This is a genomic window from Ensifer sesbaniae (assembly GCF_013283665.1).
GTDB lineage: Bacteria > Pseudomonadota > Alphaproteobacteria > Rhizobiales > Rhizobiaceae > Ensifer > Ensifer sesbaniae.
The window spans coordinates 3,272,353-3,291,896 of the sequence record NZ_JABEKU010000001.1; the positions used below are offsets into that span (position 1 = coordinate 3,272,353).

Annotated in this window: 15 protein-coding genes and 1 tRNA gene; 10 read left to right on the top strand and 6 right to left on the bottom strand. The window is 63.7% G+C overall.

Annotated features, from left to right (window positions below; translation table 11 throughout):
- Window positions 1-30: 30 nt before the first annotated feature.
- Complete coding sequence (locus BHMPCIPO_RS15955; RefSeq protein WP_173517670.1) at window positions 31-507, bottom strand: LysR substrate-binding domain-containing protein; 477 nt, start codon at window positions 505-507, stop codon at window positions 31-33.
- 221 nt (window positions 508-728) lie between these two features.
- On the opposite strand from BHMPCIPO_RS15955, the gene BHMPCIPO_RS15960 reads away from it, so the two are divergent.
- The 8 genes from BHMPCIPO_RS15960 (at window position 729) to BHMPCIPO_RS15995 (ending at window position 9,292) form a co-directional block, all read left to right on the top strand.
- Complete coding sequence (locus BHMPCIPO_RS15960) at window positions 729-1,970, top strand: MFS transporter (RefSeq protein WP_173517671.1); 1,242 nt, start codon at window positions 729-731, stop codon at window positions 1,968-1,970.
- 63 nt (window positions 1,971-2,033) lie between these two features.
- Window positions 2,034-3,512: an aldehyde dehydrogenase family protein gene (locus tag BHMPCIPO_RS15965; protein ID WP_173517672.1), complete on the top strand. Its 1,479-nt coding sequence runs from the start codon at window positions 2,034-2,036 to the stop codon at window positions 3,510-3,512.
- A gap of 213 nt (window positions 3,513-3,725) precedes the next feature.
- Window positions 3,726-4,646: a polyphosphate kinase 2 gene (gene ppk2 / locus BHMPCIPO_RS15970; protein WP_173517673.1), complete on the top strand. Its 921-nt coding sequence runs from the start codon at window positions 3,726-3,728 to the stop codon at window positions 4,644-4,646.
- Window positions 4,647-4,779: 133 nt separating this feature from the next.
- Window positions 4,780-5,622 carry a MurR/RpiR family transcriptional regulator gene (locus BHMPCIPO_RS15975; protein WP_173517674.1) on the top strand — a complete coding sequence of 281 codons (843 nt, stop codon included), beginning with the start codon at window positions 4,780-4,782 and terminating at the stop codon, window positions 5,620-5,622.
- Window positions 5,623-5,915: 293 nt separating this feature from the next.
- A complete protein-coding gene (locus BHMPCIPO_RS15980; RefSeq protein WP_173517675.1) occupies window positions 5,916-7,379 on the top strand; it encodes an MFS transporter in 1,464 nt (487 codons plus the stop codon).
- Window positions 7,376-8,035, top strand: coding sequence for an aspartate/glutamate racemase family protein (locus BHMPCIPO_RS15985; RefSeq protein WP_173517676.1), 660 nt, complete (start codon window positions 7,376-7,378; stop codon window positions 8,033-8,035). Before BHMPCIPO_RS15980 ends, BHMPCIPO_RS15985 begins: the two co-directional genes overlap by 4 nt.
- Before the next feature lie 133 nt (window positions 8,036-8,168).
- Window positions 8,169-8,759: an ankyrin repeat domain-containing protein gene (locus BHMPCIPO_RS15990; protein WP_173517677.1), complete on the top strand. Its 591-nt coding sequence runs from the start codon at window positions 8,169-8,171 to the stop codon at window positions 8,757-8,759.
- Window positions 8,760-8,788: 29 nt separating this feature from the next.
- Entirely contained in the window at window positions 8,789-9,292 is a 504-nt protein-coding gene (locus BHMPCIPO_RS15995; protein ID WP_246304332.1) for a YHS domain-containing (seleno)protein, read from the top strand.
- A gap of 29 nt (window positions 9,293-9,321) precedes the next feature.
- Here the strand turns inward: BHMPCIPO_RS15995 and BHMPCIPO_RS16000 are convergent, their stop codons facing one another.
- Window positions 9,322-11,535, bottom strand: a complete 2,214-nt coding sequence (locus tag BHMPCIPO_RS16000) for an adenylate/guanylate cyclase domain-containing protein (protein ID WP_173517678.1) — start codon at window positions 11,533-11,535, stop codon at window positions 9,322-9,324.
- A 243-nt stretch (window positions 11,536-11,778) separates the two neighbouring features.
- Here BHMPCIPO_RS16000 and BHMPCIPO_RS16005 point away from each other — a divergent pair, with 243 nt between their 5' ends.
- On the top strand, window positions 11,779-12,585 hold the full coding sequence (locus BHMPCIPO_RS16005) for an alpha/beta fold hydrolase (RefSeq protein ID WP_173517679.1): 807 nt from the start codon (window positions 11,779-11,781) through the stop codon (window positions 12,583-12,585).
- A 69-nt stretch (window positions 12,586-12,654) separates the two neighbouring features.
- On the opposite strand, the gene metH is transcribed toward BHMPCIPO_RS16005, so the two are convergent.
- The 4 genes from metH to BHMPCIPO_RS16025 form a co-directional block, all read right to left on the bottom strand.
- A complete protein-coding gene (metH, locus tag BHMPCIPO_RS16010) occupies window positions 12,655-16,425 on the bottom strand; it encodes a methionine synthase (protein ID WP_173517680.1) in 3,771 nt (1,256 codons plus the stop codon).
- 193 nt (window positions 16,426-16,618) lie between these two features.
- Complete coding sequence (locus BHMPCIPO_RS16015; RefSeq protein ID WP_173517681.1) at window positions 16,619-17,788, bottom strand: AGE family epimerase/isomerase; 1,170 nt, start codon at window positions 17,786-17,788, stop codon at window positions 16,619-16,621.
- A 3-nt stretch (window positions 17,789-17,791) separates the two neighbouring features.
- A complete protein-coding gene (locus tag BHMPCIPO_RS16020) occupies window positions 17,792-18,286 on the bottom strand; it encodes a heme-degrading domain-containing protein (protein WP_173517682.1) in 495 nt (164 codons plus the stop codon).
- Window positions 18,287-18,291: 5 nt separating this feature from the next.
- Window positions 18,292-19,188: an ROK family protein gene (locus tag BHMPCIPO_RS16025; protein ID WP_173517683.1), complete on the bottom strand. Its 897-nt coding sequence runs from the start codon at window positions 19,186-19,188 to the stop codon at window positions 18,292-18,294.
- 228 nt (window positions 19,189-19,416) lie between these two features.
- Between BHMPCIPO_RS16025 and BHMPCIPO_RS16030 the strand changes: the two genes are divergently transcribed.
- A tRNA-Arg gene (locus BHMPCIPO_RS16030) sits at window positions 19,417-19,493 on the top strand.
- Window positions 19,494-19,544: the final 51 nt, after the last annotated feature.

Here is a 19,544-nt window from a genome sequence, read left to right on the forward strand (position 1 = left end):
CGGGCCTTTTCATTTTCAGGATCACGCTTTTCAGGACGGCGCGCTGGCCGAAGGCGCCTCCGGCGGCGCGAGGATGTGGGTAATCAAATCCCGGAGCCAGCGATGGCCGGGGTCGCCGTCGCGTCGCCGGTGCCAGATCTGCCGAAAAGCAAAGGGTAGGATGGCGAAGGGCGGCTCGAAGACGACCAATGATCCGATCTTCGCGTCTTGCGGCAAGATGCGACGCGCCACCGTCAGCACCAGGTCGGTTCCGCGCACGAGCCCAGGCGCCGCACTCCAATGGGGCAGCGCCAGCGCGATGCGGCGCTTGTGTCCCGCGGCCGCCAGCGCCAGGTCGATTTCGTTGCCGGCATCGCCGCGCAGCGAGACGAGAATGTGCGGCCGCTCCAGATAGGCCGTGAGATCCATCGTCTTTTCACCACCAAGGCTGGCGCCATCTGCCAGGCAGGCGAAATGTTCCTCGAAACGCGATGGCAGGACATCCGAAAACCGACGCGGCGGCCACAACCGCCGTGTTGCGCGCTTGTCACACGAGAAGCGCGCATGGTAGATGGCTGATCATGTCGAGCGAACCCCATTTGATGGCCTGATTTGCCCCGCAAGGCGGGGCTTGCAGTTGTGAGCCCAAAACCGTCCGCCAACTGAGCGGACAGATTTCGTTCGCATCGATCCGCCCACCCCTCTTTTGAAAGAGGTACCCGGATCGACTGCCTGCTCTCGGGCTCGTCATGACCACGTCAAACCTTTGGGGCTCAGCCGCCTTTCGGCGCATCAGCCTCGTTCTCGTCGTTCATTCCTTCGGCTCCTGGATGCTCGTTGCCGCCTTGCCGCTCATCGTCGCGGCACGCTTCGGCGCCGGCGCGGAACTGATCGGCAGCCTGGTGCTTCGCCTTCTGCCGCGCCTCCTGTTTGCGCCGCTTGCCACTGCGCTCATCCGAAGCACGGGCCCACGCATTCCCGTCCTCTGCGCAATCGCGGGCATTGCGGCAGCGATCCCTGGTCTGGCGCTTGCGCCGGATGCGATGACGTTCCAAGCCATCGTCATCCTCATCGGCCTTGCAGATACGGTGATCGCGCCAGGCCTGCTTGCGCTTCGCGCCGCATCCGTTCCGCCCGGCCGCAACATGGAAGCCAATACAGCCTTTCAGGCCATCGACCGCTTCGCCAAGATCTTCGGCCCGCCGGCAACTGGCATCGCAGCGGCGGCAACCTCTATTTCGACTACCCTTTTCGCCCTGACGCTCGCCCATGTCGTCGCGGCAAGTCTCCTGCTGCGCCATGCCGGCAACCAGCCGCCCCGCGCGCCGTCGGTCTCCGGCACGCTGAATTTCCGGCAGGAGGCAATCGCGATCATGCGCGACAATCCGCTGCTCTGGGCTCTGCTCCTCCCGGCCCTTGGTTACATGGTTTCGCTTGGCGCGCTGCAGCCGTTCCTGTTCTGGCTCAACCGCGACCAGTTTCACCTCGGGCCGGAGATGTGGACCGTTCTGCTCGGCGCCCAAGGTTTGGGCGCCCTCCTCGGCGCCCTCGTCTCAAACCGGCTGGCAAGGGCGCTGAACGATATGGGCACACTGCTGATTGCCTATCTCGTCGCAAGCCTGCTCGAGGGCATCTCGACCTTCGCACTGATCTTCGCGCCCAACCACGGTACGGCCATGGCGCTTTTGATTATCGGCGGCATACCGGAGATGGTCGCCTTCGCGGCCTACTTCACCCTGGTGCAGCGATGCCTGTCTCTGGAGCGCCAGACGGTGTTCTACGCTCTCACCCTGCCGCTGATGGACTTGAGCCTTGCCATCGGCGTGCTGTCTGGAGCGATGCATACGAGCGGGTTCATGTCCCTCGGGCAATTCTGGCTGTTTGCCAGTGCCTGTACCGTCCTGCCGGTCCTGCCCTTCCTCGGATGGCGAGGGAGGATCGCGGACCGCCAGATGGCCGCACCGAGCCAAAAAGATCAACGGCGGCCGTAACTTGCGGCTGGCGCGATCGGCTTAGTCTGGCCATACTCGGTCCGGGCTAAAAAGGGGTATGGCATGCAGGACCGGTTGTTCATCGACGGTAAATGGGAAAAGCCGCGGCGCGGCGGCACGCTCGACGTGGTCAACCCGGCGACGGAGGAGGTCATCCACCGTGCGCCGGCAGCAACCTACGAGGATGTGGACCGGGCGGCGAAGGCTGCCCGGATTGCCTTCGACAGCGGCCCCTGGCCGAAGCTAGCGGGTACCGAGCGCGCTGCTTTCCTTCGGGCGATCGCCGCAAAGATCGAGGAGAAGCGCCACGCGCTGGCGCGGCTCGAGGTCACCGACAACGGCAAGCCGCTGCCGGAAGCACTCTGGGACATCGACGATGCCGCCGGCTGCTTCCGCTACTATGCCGGCCTTGCCGAGGAAATGGACGCCAATCCGGAGGAGACGATCGCCGTCGGCGACAGCCGCTTCACTGCACGCGCCGTGCGCGAACCGCTCGGCGTCGTCGGTGCGATCACCCCCTGGAACTACCCGCTGCTGATGGTCTCCTGGAAGGTGGCGCCGGCGCTGGCCGCCGGCTGCACCATCGTGCTCAAGCCCTCGGAACTGACGCCGCTGACGGCGCTGGAACTCGGCGTCATCGCCGAGGAAGTCGGCCTGCCCCCCGGTGTGCTCAACATCGTTACCGGCACCGGCGCGGACGCCGGCCAGCCGCTCACCGAGCATCCGTTGCTCGACAAGCTCGCCTTCACCGGCTCTGTCGTGACCGGCCGCAAGGTGATGATGGCCGGCGCCCAAGACATCAAGAATGTCAGCCTCGAGCTTGGCGGTAAATCGCCCTTCGTCGTCTTTGCCGACAGCGACATCGACAAGGCCGTCGAATGGATCATGTTCGGCATCTTCTGGAACCAGGGCCAGGTCTGTTCGGCGACCTCGCGCGTACTCGTCGAGGAAGAGATCTACGAGGCGGTCGTCAAACGCCTGTGCGAGGAGGCCGCGAAGATCACCATCGGCAACGGCCTCGAGAACGGCACGCTCCTCGGGCCGATCGTTTCCCAGGGTCAGTATGACAAGGTCCTCGGCGCCATCGACCGCGCCCGCCAGGACGGTGCCACGGTCGCCGCCGGCGGCCGCCGCCCGCCCGGCCTCAACAGCGGCTATTTCCTCGAGCCGACCGTGCTCACCGACATGCGCGAGGACAGCTTCGTCTGGCGCGAGGAGATTTTTGGCCCGGTCGTTTGCGTCAAGCCGTTCCGCGAGGAGGCGGATGCAATCCGAATGGCCAATGACAGCCGCTTCGGGCTGGCGGCGGCGGTCATGTCGGCCGACAGGGAACGCTGCGAGCGTGTGGCCCGCGCCTTTCGCGCCGGCATCGTCTGGATCAATTGCTCGCAGCCGACCTTCACCGAGGCTCCCTGGGGCGGCTACAAGCAGTCGGGCATCGGCCGCGAACTCGGCCGCTGGGGCCTTTCGAACTATCTCGAGACCAAGCAGATCACCAGCTTCGACGCCGACGAACCGTGGGGCTGGTATCTCAAGGAATAGGGACAATCGGCGCGCGAAAGCCCGGCGTCAAATTCCCTTCATGCGACCGTGAAATAAGCCGACTACAGCGCCGCGCGTCTCTTGGACGCGCTAAGGTCGCTGTAGCACTTTGAAATACTGCATGTTTCCTCAAATGGGAGACACTTTAAGGAAACATGCAGGGGCGATAGTAGCACAAAGCTGCCACCGGACGCGCTGTATTCGGAGGGTCAGATGAACAGATCGAACGACGGGATCGAAATGCACGACTGGCTGGAGGCGGAACTGGCCGACACGCTGGACGAAGACTACGAACTCGAGCTTTCCGAACCTGCGCTCTCCGAAGAGATCCGCAAGATCTACCGCAAGAACCACCCGCCATCGATCCCGCGCATCGATTACTTCCGTACGCTGCTGCGGCTGCAGGCCGAGCTCATCAAGCTTCAGGACTGGGTGGTCTACCACAAGGAAAAAGTGGTGGTGATCTTCGAGGGGCGCGATTCCGCCGGCAAGGGCGGCGTAATCAAGCGCATCACCCAGAGGCTCAATCCGCGCGTCGTGCGCGTCGCCGCGCTGCCGGCACCCTCCGACCGTGAAAAGACGCAATGGTACTTCCAGCGCTACGTGCCGCACCTGCCGGCCGGCGGCGAGATCGTGCTCTTCGACCGCTCCTGGTACAACCGCTCCGGCGTCGAGCGGGTCATGGGCTTCGCCACCGAAGACCAGGTCGAGCAGTTCTTCAACGACGTTCCGGAATTCGAGCGCATGCTGGTCCGCTCGGGCATCCGGCTCGTCAAGTACTGGTTCTCGATCACCGACGAAGAGCAGCAGATGCGCTTCCTGGTGCGCATCCACGATCCCCTGAAACAGTGGAAGCTCTCACCGATGGACCTGCAGTCGCGGGTGCGCTGGGAAAGCTATACCAAGGCCAAGGAAGAGACCTTCGCCCGCACCAACATCCCCGAAGCGCCCTGGCATATCGTCGAAGGCAACGACAAGAAACGTGCCCGGCTGAACTGTATCGACCACCTTCTGACGCAGATCCCGTACGAGGAGGTGCCGCACGAGGAAATCACCCTGCCCGAGCGCGTCTTCAACCCGGACTACGAGCGCAAGGTGCTGCCGCCGGAACTCTACGTGCCCGCGAAATACTGACGCCGTGGGCGCAGTGGCGCTTGCGCCGCCGCCCCGGCCGCAGTTGAAAGCGAGGCGGCGCCCGCCCGCCTCGCTTGCAATATCGCCGCGAAAATCAGAGATTGCCGTGAAACGACAGTTTCATGGAATCGACATGAGCCCCAAAGAACGCTCCTTCCTCACGCGCGTCCGCCAGGTGCTGCCGGAACTGCATCCTGCCGAACGGCGGCTGGGCGACTTTCTCTGCGATTTTCCCGGCGAGATCGCGAGCTACTCGGCCCAGGAACTGGCGGCGCTGGCGCATGTGTCGAAGGCGACCGTCTCGCGCTTCATCCAGCGCCTCGGCTACGAGAATTACGAGGAGGCGCGCCGCCATGCCCGCGCCGACAAGCAGACCGGTTCGCGCCTCTTCCTGGCCACCGCCACCGACAGCGGCGGCGAGCAGTCGCTTTCCTCGCATGTGGCGCAAGGGGTCGCCAACATCGAGGCGACGTTCCTCGCCATCTCCGAGACCCAGGTGACGGCAGCGGCAACCACCATTCTCGGCGCCCGCAAGGTCTGGGTCATCGGGTTTCGCGCCAGCCATTCCTTCGCCACCTATCTGCAGTGGCAGATGACGCAGGTAATCGAGAACATCTCGGCCATTCCCGGTGGCGGCCAGACGCTGGGCGAGCATCTGGTCAGCATCGACCGCGACGATGTCGTCATCCTCTTCGGCCTGCGTCGACGCGTTTCCCTGATGGAGCCATTGCTCGCACAGCTGGAAAAGGCCGGCGCACGGCTGCTCTATATCACCGACGAGGGTGTGCCCTTCCTCAATCAGGCGGAATGGCATTTCCGCTGCCAGACGCTGGCGCCAGGCCCCCTCTTCAATCACGTCTCAGTCATGGCGCTCTGCCATCTCCTGACGACGCGATGCATCGAAATCGCCGGCACGTCCGGTCGAAATCGGCTCCGCGGTATCGAAGCCATCAACGATGCACTTGAGGAATTGTGAGCGTCGATTGGGCATTTGCTTGAAACGCCAGAATATTTTTTGCGCACGAGAAATCTGAGTTTCAGCCACGCACGCAAAGGCAACTTGCCGCCAAGGCTTTGACACAAAACGAGAAACCACAGTTTCTCGCAAAATGGCACGAAATCTGCATTCCGTCGATTGCGTCACGAAGCGGCCTGGTCCTTTCGCAGCGCATCATAGAATCTTCTATGAAACCAGGATTTCATGATGTAGTTTTTATGAAACTTGGTTTTCACATTTTCACGTTGTTAAGCCATAAAGGGGAACGAACCATGGCAGCGGAAAATATGGTGCCTTCCGGCAGGTCATCGCCGGTCATCAGACAGTTGGAATCAGCCTTCACCAAGATCGGCGTCACCGGCGCCCACAAACAGATCCTTGCGCTTGTCCTCATCGGCTGCCTGTTCGACAGCTTCGAGCAGAACACCATCGGCGTCGCCGGCCCGATCCTGAAGGAGCACTGGGGCCTTACCGGAACCGACATCGGTTTCCTCAACACCATCACCTTCGGCAGCGCCGCCCTCGGGCGCCTGCTCTCCGGCATCCTCGGCGACCGTTACGGCCGGCGCGTGATGTTGACGATCAATCTGCTGCTCTTCACCATCGGCTCGGCCGCCTGCGCCATGGCGCCGAATTTCGCGACGCTCTGCTTCGCCCGCGCCATCGTCGGCTTCGGCGTCGGTGGCGAGATTTCTACGGCGGTAACCATGCTGTCGGAGTTCTGCTCGCCAAAATTCCGCGGCACGGCAGCCGGCCTCGTCAATGTCGGCGCCGGCGGTTTCGGCAATTTCCTGGCGCCTGCCTTCGGCCTGATGATCTTCACCCTCTTCCCGGGTGAAAACAGCTGGCGCTGGCTCTTCGCCTCGCTCGCCCTGCCGGCCCTGCTCGTCGTCTTCTACCGCCGCCTGGTGCCGGAAACACCGCGCTTTCTCGCCTCGCAGGGCAAGATCGACGAGGCCAACAGGGTGCTTTCGATCCTTGCCTCCGGCTCGTTGCGGCCGCGCAATCTCAAGGTTCAGGAATATCTGACCAAGGACCACCTGAAGGATGAGGAACCGGCCAAGAGCGATTGGAAGGAACTCTTCCGCGCGCCCTTCATCGGCCGCACCATTCCGGTCGCCATCGCGATCCTGATGAGCTACGGCGCCCAGCTTTCGGTACTGACGCTGATGCCGATCATCTTCGTGTCCATGGGCTACACGCTGCAGGGCAGCCTGCTCTACAGCATGATCATCCAGAGCGGCAGCGTGCTCGGCGCCATCGCCGCATCGATGTTCGGCTACTATTTCCCGCGCAAGAAGGTGCTGACCCTTGGTGCCGCCTGCGCCTGCCTTGCGGCCGTCTCGATCGCCTATCTCGGCGCCAACATCTATCTGGTGTTGCTCTTCGGCGCGATCTTCCAGTTCTTCGTGCTGCTGCTCAACACCTCGATCTGGATCTATGCTCCCGAACTCTTCCCGACCCGCATCCGCGCCTTCGGCGTGGCGCTGATCCTGGCAACCGGCTCGGCCGCAGGTTCCTTCATTCCCACCATCGCCGGAGCGCTGTTCGACACCTACGGCATGGTCGGGGTCTTCGGTCTCGCCGCCGGCATGTATGCGGTCTTCGCCTTCTGCATCCAGCTCGGACCCGAGACCTACGGCATGTCGATGGAAGACTTGACCCAGCCGGCGGACGCCGACCTCGCAAAGGCTGGCACTTCTGAAATCAACGTCGGCGTGGAACTGAGAACGTGAGCGCACATATCCTTCTGATCAACCCGAACAGTTCGCGTGCCACCAGCGACATGATGGTCGCCATCGCACGCCGGGCCGCATCAGGACGCGTGGCCGTGGCAGTCGCCACGGCCATGCGGAACCCGCCGATGATCGTGACACCCGAGCAGCTGGATGCGGCCGCTGCCGAGGTCGTCGAGATCGGCGAAAAACATGAGGCCGGGTGCCTCGGCATTGTCGTCAGCGCCTTCGGCGATCCCGGCCTTGCCGCCCTCAAGCATCGCCTCGCGATCCCCGTGATCGGCATCTGCGAGGCCTCGATGATCGAGGCCTCGCAGGACGGCCGCAAGTTCGGCGTCGCCACCACGACGCCGGAATTGATCCAGGCAATCGACGACCGCGCCCGCGATCTCGGCGTCTGGGAGCAATATACCGGCATCCGCTGCACATCCGGCGATCCGCTGGCGCTCTCCGCCCACCCGGAACGCCTGCTGGACGCCCTCGGCGACGCCGTCCGCCAGTGTGTCGAACTGGATGGCGCCGAAGCCGTCATCATCGGCGGCGGTCCGCTGGGCCAGGCGGCCGAACAGCTCCAGCCGCTGTTCTCGACGCCGATTATCGCGCCCATCCCGAGCGCCATCGACCGCATGCTCGACCTGATGCGGGTCGCCGCCTGACAGGCATTCATCATCGCAGACACCCAAAAGGATTATGGATCCGGCAGCGGTAACGCCTGTTTCCGCCGCCTGCCCCGTGGTATTTTTGCTCTTTCCAATTGGGCGAGACCGAAGCTGGGGCGGAGGTTGCGCGATGAAATCTCTTCTTGCTCCGCTCGCCGCCGTGGCCTTCTTTGCCGCGGCAGCCATGGCGGGCCCCTTGCATGACGCGGCAAGGGAGGGCGATACCGCACGCGTCAAACAACTGCTCGACCAGGGAACCGACATAGCCGAGCCCGATGCGGCCGGCGAGCCGGCGTTGCTGATCGCCGCGCTCAAGGGACGCACCGAGGTCGTCGCTCTCCTCATCGATCGCGGATGCGACATCGAGATCCGCAACAAGGGCGGCCTGACGGCGCTGCACGCCGCCGCCTATGGCGGCAATCTCGAAACCGCCAAGCTGCTCGTCGCCAAGGGGGCTGCCGTCAACGACGTCGCCAACTTCTACAAGATGTCGCCGCTGCACGCAGCAGCCGAAGAGGGCCACGCCGAGATCGTCGCCTTCCTGCTGACCAACAAGGCCGACATCGAGGTCAAGGAACGCAACGGCTACACGCCGCTGACACAGGCGGGATGGCGCTCGCACTGGCCGGCCGCCGAGCTTCTCCTGAAGGCGGGAGCCACCTGCCAGAAAGCCGATCTCGTCGGCGATTGGCTCTATGGCGAATGCACAAAACGACAATGACGAATACATCCGGCAACGGAGGACATGGCATGTCTCGATTTCCGATAGCGGCCGCGATCGCGGCGACGGCGATATTCCTTGCATTCACCGGCGCAACGCGCGCGGAGGAGCCCGTCAACACCGGCTATTTCGGCGACGTGGCGATCAAGGGGTATGATCCGGTCGCCTATTTCACCGAGAACAAGGCGGTCGAAGGATCGCCGGAATTCACCTATCGCTGGCTCGGCGCCACCTGGCAATTCGCCAGCGCCGAGCACCGTGACCAGTTCATGAAGGAGCCGACCCGCTATGCACCGCAATATGGCGGCTATTGTGCCGACGGCGTCTCCTTCGGCACCGTGACGACCAACATCGACCCGAAAGCCTGGCGCATTATCGAGGGCAAACTCTACTTAAGCTACGATCCGGGCGCAGCCGATGGCTTCGAGAAGAACCCGGCCAAAGTGGTCGATTCACGCAAGCACTGGTCCGAGGTCGAGCAGACGCTGCTCACGGAGAAGACGTCGATCAACTGGATGAAGCCCTCGCCCTGATTGCGTTGCCAATCAGGACATGATCGGCATCATTGCTGGATCGAAAAGAACTTCAGCGCCTGCGGTGTGACGTTGATATAGTCGGCGCTGCGCTGGCCGTTTGCCGTATTGCGGTAGACGTAGCCGCAGACCATGCGATCCAGAAAGTACCCTTCGTATTTCTCGCAAAGCTGATTGCCCTTCACTTCGATACGACCGGTGATGCTCGTATTGCTGCTGCGATAGGCGGTGTTGCCGGCCTTGTCGAAGAACTGGGCGAAGCTCGTGCCGTTCTTGTGCGTGCCGACCCAGGTCTTGTCGTTGGTCAATTGCTGCAGTTCCGCCGGACCGAGCCGATCGCTGGGGGAACCAACGAAACCGAAGGGCCATTCGGGGATACCCGCGGTGCGCAGCCCGAAGAGATGCCGATGGAGATCCTCCTCGCGCCAATAGTCATAGAGATAGCTGTAATAGGTCAGGTTGCTGTCCGGGAAGAGCTTCAAGAGTTCTGCTGCTTCCGCCGCAGCGCTCGCCTGATCGCCGCGCTGGGCATAGGCCGATATCAGGTACTCCCGCACCGCTTCGGCTTTCGGCAGTTCCTCGCGTGCCGATTCGATCAGTGGGATCGCCCGTTCGAGGCGGCGCGCCGTGTAGTAGACGATGCCTGCCATGAGTTCCAGGGTGGACGACGGCGAAGGGTCGAGCCTCAGCGCCCGCTCGATGTCCTCGATCGCCTGCTGATGTTCGCCGGTCTGGACAAGAACCAGCGCCAGATTGGCGAGCGCTTCGGCATCGTTGGGCTGAACTGAGACCGCGCGCAGCGCCGATTGCCTTGCCTCGGAAGCGCGTCCATCGACGAGCTGAAGCAGCGCCAAGACCGTGTGGGCGCGCGCATTGTTGGCGTCGAGCTTCAGAGCCTGCCCGGCCGCATCATAGGCGATCTTGCGCGCCACGGCCGCGGACCAGAGATAATTGTAGTCGTTGCGCCAGACATCGACCGCGACCCGGGCTATGCCGGCATGAGCATCGGCAAAATCGGGATCGAGGTCGATCGCCCGTTGGTAGAAGGCGAGCGTCTGACGATTGGTCTCGACATCGCGCCAGATAAGGCCCTGCTGCTCGGCGCGCATGTAGTTGTCATAGGCCTCGAGATTGTCCGTGGGGATGCGCGCCAGTTGGTCACGCTCGCCCTCGCTGAGCTTGACCTCGAGCGCGGCAATGATCTTGCCGATCACGTCGTCCTGGACGGCAAAGAGATCGGCATACTGCCGGTCGTAGCGCTCCGCCCACAACGACAGCCCGCTCGCCGCGTCGATGAGCTTGACGTTGATGCGCAGGCGCTGGTCGGTGCGTTGCAGCGTGCCTTCCAGCACATAGCGCACGCCGAGTTCGGCGGCGACGTCCTGGATCTTGGTGGCATTGCCCCTCAGCGCAAATACCGAATGCCGGGCGATGACGAAGAGCCCGGAGACCTTCGACAATTCGGTGATGAGATCGTCGGTCAGGCCTTCGGCCAGGTGATCGTGACCACTGTCGCCGCTGACATTGATGAAGGGCAGCACCGCGACGGAAGGCTGGTCCGACAGGGGGTAGGCGAAGCGCTGCGCGGAATCTATCGACGAGATCAGCGTCCAGGGCTGCCACCAGGCGATCGCTGCCGCCAGCACAAGCGCGGCCAAACCGATCGCCACGCTCTGGCGGGCGGCTCGCCCCTTTTTCTCGCCAAAAGTCTTGCCTGCGGCTTCGGGTTCGAGGAGCACGCGGTAGACACGGATCGGCTCGCCGATGCCCTTCACCGGTTGCCACCCCAGCGATGCAAATCCGACCTTCAGCTTGGAGCTGATCTGGTCGTAGGCGGTGCCCGATATCGCAATGCCGCCCGGATGGGCCAGCCCCTGCACCCGGTCGGCGATGTTGACGCCGTCGCCGTGGATGTCGTCGCCCTCGACGATGATGTCGCCGAGATTGATGCCGATGCGGAAATCGAGCCGCTCGCCGTCAGGCCCCCGCTCATCCTCCGCCGCCGCCTTGTGTTTCTGGATATCGATCGCGCATTGCGCTGCGTCGACGACGCTGCGGAATTCGACGAGCAGACCGTCGCCCATCGTCTTCACCAGCCGTCCGTGATGCTCACGAAAGAGCGGCTCGAGAATGGTGCACAGGTCCGACTGGAAGCGAAGGCGCGTCCCTTCCTCGTCGAGTCGGCTCAGGCGGCTGTAGCCGACGACATCCGCAATCAGGACGGCAGCGAGACGGCGCTCCATCGACGAGCTCTCAACGTACGATGTACCCCAAGGGCAGATGTTACCGCAGCTTGGCAAACAGCGCCATCGGCGCACACCGGCAGGACACCTGCTCAACGCCGTAACCGTAACCTACTGCACCAACCACCCGCCAGGGCCGACATGTCCGATCGAGAGCCGGCGACGGCAAGATCGCACTTTCCCGAGTCCCAGCCGGTGAACTAAGCTTCCCGCGTCGCGAATCAAGCGCGGGAGACCGAGTGCATGGAGTTCCGGGACGACGACCTCGCCGCGTTCGCCGAGAATGGCGCAGCGCCCCTGCCGGCCGCAGCGGCCGAGGGCCACGTCGCGCGGAACGGCGCAAGCATCTGGTATGCGACCTATGGCAAGGGCGCACCGGTGATCCTGTTGCACGGCGGCCTTGGCCACAGCGGCAACTGGGGCTACCAGGTCCCGGCACTGCTGGAGGCCGGTCGCCGCGTCATCCTAATCGACAGCCGCGGCCACGGCCGCAGCACCCGCGATACCCGACCCTATAGCTATGAATTGATGGCGTCGGACGTGCTCGCCGTCATGGACAGGCTGCAGATCGAGACGGCCGCCTTTGCCGGCTGGAGCGACGGCGCCTGCATTGCGCTCGTTCTCGCCTCGATGGCGCCGGAGCGTGCCGCCGGCGTCTTCTTCTTCGCCTGCAACATGGACCCGAGCGGAACCAGGGAGATCGAACCGAGCCCGATCCTCGACCGCTGCTTCGGCCGCCATTCGAGCGACTACAGGCAATTGTCGGCAACACCTGACGATTTCGGCGCCTTCGTCGACGCCGTCAGCGAGATGCAAAGGACCGAGCCGAACTACACGGCCGAGGACCTCGGCAGGATCCGCGTCCCGGTCGCGATCGTTCAGAGCGAGAATGACGAGTTCATCAAGCGCGAGCATTCTGACTATCTCGCCCGCAGCATTCCCGGCGCCGAATTCATCCTGCTTCCCGGCGTCAGCCATTTCGCACCGCTGCAGCGGCCGGACCGATTCAATGCGGTCCTCAACGCATTCCTGGCAAAGCTGCCGGGTTAATCCTGCCCCGATCGCCTGACTACCGGATGGGGCGGGCCGGTCTCGACCCACCTTCCCCGCCGGCCACGGTTACTCGGCCGCCTCGGACTCCGGCATCGGCACATAGTTGAGGATCGGCGAAAGCCAACGCTCGACCTCGCGGATCGGCATGCGCTTGCGCTCGGCATAATCCTCGACCTGATCGCGCTCGACCTTGGCGACACCGAAGTAATAGGCTTCGGGATGACCGACGTAGAGGCCGGAAACCGACGATCCCGGCCACATCGCATAGCTTTCCGTCAGGCTGACGCCGATCGCAGCTTCCGCATCGAGCAGCCGGAAGAGCGTCGCCTTTTCCGTATGATCGGGCTGCGCCGGATAGCCGGGCGCCGGCCGGATGCCGGCATAGGGCTCGCCGATCAGTTCCTCAGGCGTGAAAGCCTCGTCGGCCGCATAACCCCAGAGTTCCTTGCGCACATATTCGTGCAGGCGCTCGGCAAAGGCCTCGGCGAAGCGGTCGGCCAGCGCCTTGACCAGGATCGACGAATAGTCATCGTTGGCGCGCTCGAAACGCTCGGCAATCGCGACTTCCTCGATCCCGGCGGTGACGACGAAGCCGCCGACATAGTCATTGGAACCGCTGGCCGCCGGGGCGACGAAATCGGAAAGCGCCACGTTCGGGCGGCCGTCGCGCTTCGTCAGTTGCTGGCGCAGCGTGAAGAAGGTCGCGAGCTCAGACGTCCGGTCTTCATCGGTGAACAGCCGGATGTCGTCGCCGACCGTTCCCGCCGGCCAGAAACCGACGACGGCCTTCGGTGCGAACCATTTCTCCTCGACGATTTTCGCAAGCATCGCCTGGGCATCGTCGAACAATTGCCGGGCGGCGGCACCCTGCGCCTCGTCCTCCAGGATCTTCGGATAGACGCCCTTCAGCTCCCAAGTCTGGAAGAACGGGGTCCAGTCGATGTAATGGGCGAGTTCTGCGAGATCCCAGCTTTCAAACACGCGCGTGCCGAGGAAGGACGGCGTCTTTGCCTGGTAGCTCGCCCAGTCGACTTTGTGCTGGTTGGCGCGGGCCTGCGACAGCGGCAGACGGCGCTTTTCCGCTTCGTTGCGGGCATGCACCTCGGCGACCTTGCGGTATTCCGCTCGGACCGTCTCCATGTAGTTACCCCGCGCTTCCGGCGACAACAGGCTCGAGACGACGCCGACGGCGCGGCTGGCATCGGTGACATAGACCGTCTGGCCGCGATCATAGCGCGGATTGATCTTGACCGCCGTATGGACACGGCTGGTGGTCGCGCCGCCGATCAGCAGCGGCACGTCGAAACCCTCGCGTTCGAGTTCGGAGGCGACATGCACCATCTCGTCCAGCGACGGGGTGATCAGGCCCGAAAGCCCGATGATGTCGACCTTCTGCTCACGCGCCACTTCGAGGATCTTCGCCGAGGGCACCATGACGCCGAGATCAATGATCTCGTAATTGTTGCAGGCAAGCACGACGCCGACGATGTTCTTGCCGATGTCATGCACGTCGCCCTTGACCGTCGCCATCAGGATCTTGCCGGCGCTTTCCCGCGCTCCGCCGCCATTGGCAAGCTTCTCCGCCTCCATGTGCGGCAGCAGCACGGCGACCGCCTGCTTCATCACGCGGGCGGATTTCACCACCTGCGGCAGGAACATCTTGCCCGAGCCGAAGAGGTCGCCGACGACGTTCATGCCGGCCATCAGCGGACCTTCGATGACATGCAGCGGCCGCGCGGCGGCAAGGCGCGCTTCCTCCGTATCCATTTCGATGTATTCGGTGATGCCGTTGACCAGCGCATGTTCGAGGCGTTTCTCCACCGACCACGCGCGCCAGGAAAGATCCTTCTCGCGGCCCTGTGCGCCGCCCTGCCCGCGATAACGCTCGGCGATTTCCAGCATGCGCTCGGTCGAATCGGCGCGGCGGTTGAGCACCACGTCCTCGCAGGCCTCGCGCAGTTCCGGATCGATCGCGTCATAGACGGCGAGCTGGCCGGCATTGACGATACCCATGTCCATGCCCGCCTGGATGGCGTGGTAGAGGAAGACCGCATGCATCGCCTCGCGCACCGGCTCGTTGCCGCGGAACGAGAAGGAGAGGTTGGAGACGCCGCCCGACACATGCACATGCGGCAGGGTGGCAATGATCTCGCGCGTCGCTTCGATGAAGTCGACGCCGTAATTGTTGTGCTCCTCGATGCCGGTCGCCACCGCGAAGATGTTCGGGTCGAAGATGATGTCCTCGGGCGGGAAACCCGCCTCCTCCGTCAGGAGCTTGTAGGCACGGGTGCAGATCTCGACCTTGCGCGCCTTGGTGTCGGCCTGGCCGGCTTCATCGAAGGCCATGATGACGACGGCCGCGCCATAGGCGCGGCAGAGCCTGGCGTGATGCAGGAAAGCCTCTTCGCCTTCCTTCATCGAGATCGAATTGACCAGCGGCTTGCCCTGCACGCATTTCAAGCCCGCCTCGATCACCTCCCATTTCGACGAATCGATCATGACAGGCACCCGGGCAATGTCCGGCTCGGAGGCGACGAGGTTCAGGAACTCGACCATCGCCTGCTTCGAATCGATCAGGCCCTCGTCCATGTTGACGTCGATGATCTGGGCGCCGTTCGCCACTTGGTCACGCGCGACGTCGAGCGCTGCCGAATAGTCGCCGGCGGTGATCAGCTTGCGGAACTTGGCCGATCCGGTGACGTTGGTGCGCTCGCCGACATTGACGAAGGGAATGTCCGAAGTCAGCGTGAAGGGCTCCAGCCCGGAAAGCCGCATCAGCGGCTCGACCTTGGGGATCGCGCGCGGGCGATGCTTGGCAACGGCTCTCGCGATGGCGCTGATATGGGCCGGCGTCGAACCGCAGCAGCCGCCGACGATATTGACGAGACCGTCACGCGCGAAGGCTTCCACCTGCGCTGCCATCTGCTCCGGCGTCTCGTCATACTGGCCGAACTCGTTCGGCAGGCCGGCATTGGGATAGGCGCAGACGAAGGTGTCGGCGACACCGGAGAGCTCGTCAATATGGGCACGCATGGCATTGGCGCCGAGCGCGCAGTTGAGCCCGATGGTGAAGGGCTCGGCGTGGCGCACCGAATGCCAGAAGGCGGTCGGCGTCTGGCCGGAAAGCGTGCGGCCGGAGAGATCGGTGATCGTGCCGGAGATCATCACAGGCAGATCGACGCCCTTTTCGGCGAACACTTCCTTGGTTGCGAAGATCGCGGCCTTGGCGTTCAGCGTGTCGAAGATCGTCTCGATCAGGATGATGTCGGCGCCGCCATCGATCAACCCGCGGATCTGTTCGGCATAGGCAATACGCAAGTCGTCGAAGGTGACGGCGCGATAGCCGGGATTGTTGACGTCGGGCGAGATCGACGCCGTGCGGTTGGTCGGTCCGAGCGCGCCGGCGACGAAACGGCGGCGGCCGTCCTCGGCCTCGGCGCGCTTGGCGGCACGGCGCGCCAGCCGGGCGCCGTCGCGGTTGAGCTCATAGACCATGTCCTCCATGCCGTAGTCGGCCTGGGCGATGCGGGTCGAGGAGAAGGTGTTGGTTTCGAGGATGTCGGCGCCGGCGATCGCATAGGCGTAGTGGATGTCCTCGATCGCCTTCGGCTGCGTCAGCGTCAGAAGGTCGTTGTTGCCCTGCTGGTGACAGGCGCAGCCGCCGAATCGGTCGCCGCGGAAATGCTGCTCGACGAAGCCGAGCTGCTGGATCTCCGTGCCCATCGCGCCATCCATGATCAGGATGCGTTCGCGCGCCGCTTGGGCGAGCGCCCGCTTGATCTCGGAGCCCTCCGGCTTGGAGGAAACGTCACCGAAAAGGGCGCCGATGGCGGACATGGGAAATCTCCCGTTCTGAAAACGACAAACAATAAACGAGTCAATCACATAAAGATATCTTTATGTCAACATATGGCGCGATCACATTTGCCCGCCACAAAAAGAAAATGGCCCGCCGCGATTGCGACGGGCCACATCGGTAGGGCGGTTCAGAGCCGCGCCGCTGCAAAGTGCTACAGCGGCCTTCTCGCGTCTAATAAGACGCGAGGCGCTGTAGGCAATCTTCCGATTCGTAGATGGCGCAGAGGATATGATAGAAGCTGCTCGCCGGTGCCGGTTCCTCGACGAAGCTGCCGTCGGCCTTCTGCTTGTCGCGCCAGAGGCCCGCAACCGGCGTCTCCAGGAACGCCCGAAGTGCCGCCGCCGCCCGGGCGGCCGAAGCGAGGTAACGCTCTCGCTCAACGCCATTGGTGAGTGCCGCGAAGCGGATCGACGCTTTCAGCCACTCGGTCTGCGGCCAGAGCCGTGCAATCGGATCGGCCACCGAGAGATCGTCAAGCAGCGTCATGATCGCCACGTTGCGGTTCGGGCAGATGCCGTGCGCCTCGCCGATATCGAACAGCCGCCGCGCCTTGACGATCGCCTCGGCGCTGCCGCGGCGCTCCGCCCAGCGCAGCAGCAGCCAGGCCCATTCGAACAGATGGCCGGGCTCGACGATCCGGCCCTTGTCGCCGGCAAAGGGCGCCCAGTCGTGATCGAAGAACTCACGCAGAACGCCGGTCTCGGCGTCGATGAAATGATCCATCGCCAGGTCCGCAATCTCGTCGGCGAGATTGGCCCAGGCGACCTGATCGAATCCGTCCACGATCTCGCTGGCGAGGCAGGCCTCGAAGAGATGCATATGGGGGTTGGAACAGAGCGGCAGACGCGGAGGATTGTCTTCCTCGAAACCCGCGACCGGATGCTTGGCGTGAGCTTCGATCCGGGATCGAAGGTCGTTGCTGCGTTCGGTCATTTCGGCCTTGCGTGCCGGCACGACCTCGGCGAGATAGGCGAAGGCCAACAGGGTGAAGGCCTGGTTGTAGAGATCAAACGACGGGTCGAGCAGGTTGCCATCGGCATCGGCGAGCGCGCCATAAAAGCCGCTCGGCTGCTTGAAGACGCGATCGAAATAGGCAAGTCCGCCTTCGGCTGCACCGCGCCAGTCACCACTCCATCCGCGCCGGCCAGCTTCCGCGAAGCAATAGACCTGCCGCGGCTGCACCCGCGCACGCCGGTTGGCGCGGGTCGGCTCACCGGCCATATCGATCGTCTCGACGAAACCGCCGGCGGCATCGACACCCGCCTCGCGCCAGAGCGGCAGGGCCTTGTCGGCCAGCCACTGCGAGAGAACACGAGACTGAGAAAAGATATCGTCTGCCAACACTCAGTCCTCGAGCTTCAAGCCGTCATGATCCTTGCCGAGCAAGATCGCGAGCGCCTCGACCACCATGTTGTGGTCCTCGCGCTGCGGCAGCCCGGAAACCGTGACGGCACCGATGCAGCCTGTACCCTTGACGACGATTGGAAAGCTGCCGCCATGCGCGGCATAGTCGGCGTCCGACAGCCCAAGCTTGGCCTGCAGATTGGTTTGCGCCTTCGCGAGTTCGCGACCGGTGGCATAGCTGCTCTTGAACAGCCGGAACACGGTGTTGCGCTTGCGGCGCACCCAGTTCGGATTGTCCGGCGTCGCGCCGTCGAGCGCTGCGTAGAATACCTGCATCGAGAACAGCGTGACGTCGATCACCACGCCGAGCTTGCGTTCGACCGCCATCTTGCGCAGCCGCGAGCCGAGTTCCCAGGCCGTTTCGAGGTCGAAACGCTCGAACTGCAATTCCTGTTCCTGCCGCGCGATGCGGGCCAGATCCTTGTCGATGTTCATGGGAATCAATCCTTCCAGAGCCAGGCCGCGCCGCGCACGCCGGAGCTGTCACCATGCAGGGCCTTACGAACAGGCGTCTCGAACGTGTCGCCGAAGAGATAGTTGACCACGCGCGGCGGCACGTCGGCATAGATCTCGTCGACATTCGACATGCCGCCGCCAAGCACGAAGACATCGGGGTCGACGATGTTGGTGAGCAGCGCCAGGCTCCGCGCCAGCCGGTCGACGAAGCGTTCATACACGCCCGTTGCCACCGGGTCGCCCGCCCGTTTCGCGTCGATGATGTCGCGCCCGCGCCGTTCGGTGCCTGTCGTGAGCCGGTAGTCGAGTTCGACGCCGGTGCCGCAGGCATACATGTCGAGGCAGCCCTGCTTGCCGCACCAGCACCTGTGGCCGGGATACTCGTCCTTCGTCATCCAGGGCAGCGGATAATGGCCGATTTCGGCGGCAACGCCCTGGTATCCGGCATGCACCTTCTTGTCGATCGCCAGCCCCCCGCCATGGCCGGTGCCGACGATGACCCCGAAGACCACATGTGCGTCCTTGCCGGCGCCGTCGACCGCCTCCGAAACCGCCAGGCAATTGGCGTCGTTGGCCAGCCGCACCGGCCGTCCGAGTGCGGTTTCGAGGTCGCGGCCGAGCGGTTTGCCGTTGATCAGCACCGCGTTGGAGTTGCGCACGATGCCGGTACGCGGATTGGGGCTGCCGGGAATGCCGATGCCGATCGAGCCCTTTTCGCCGGCAGTCTGCTCGGCGGCGGCAACGAGATCGAGAACGGCGCGGATGCAGTCGTCGTAGCCGCTCGTCGGGGTCGCGAGGCGATGACGGGCGCGCGTTTCGCCATCGCGGCCGAGCGCGATGACTTCCATTTTCGTGCCGCCCCAATCTATTCCGATGAACATATCTGGATCAGGTCTCTGATGAAGGTCTCAAGGGGAGCGCCGGCTTTCCTCCCGCCAGCGCCCGCCTTGCTTAGCATTCGGAAGACCTGAAAGACCAGCCCCATCCGGTGACCTGAAGCGAGGATCGGACGGTGCGCACGCAAGGGGCGGCTGTCTCGCATTTCCGGGCGCTGCCACGCAAAAACACTTGGCGAAAACCTCATGCTTTTGTATGGGTGCTATCCGAGTGGTCCCGTAGCTCAGCAGGATAGAGCACCAGATTCCTAATCTGGGGGTCGCGCGTTCGAATCGCGCCGGGATCACCATCTCAAGTATTTGTCCAGATAATACTGGCTGTAGCAGCCCCCTGAACCGTC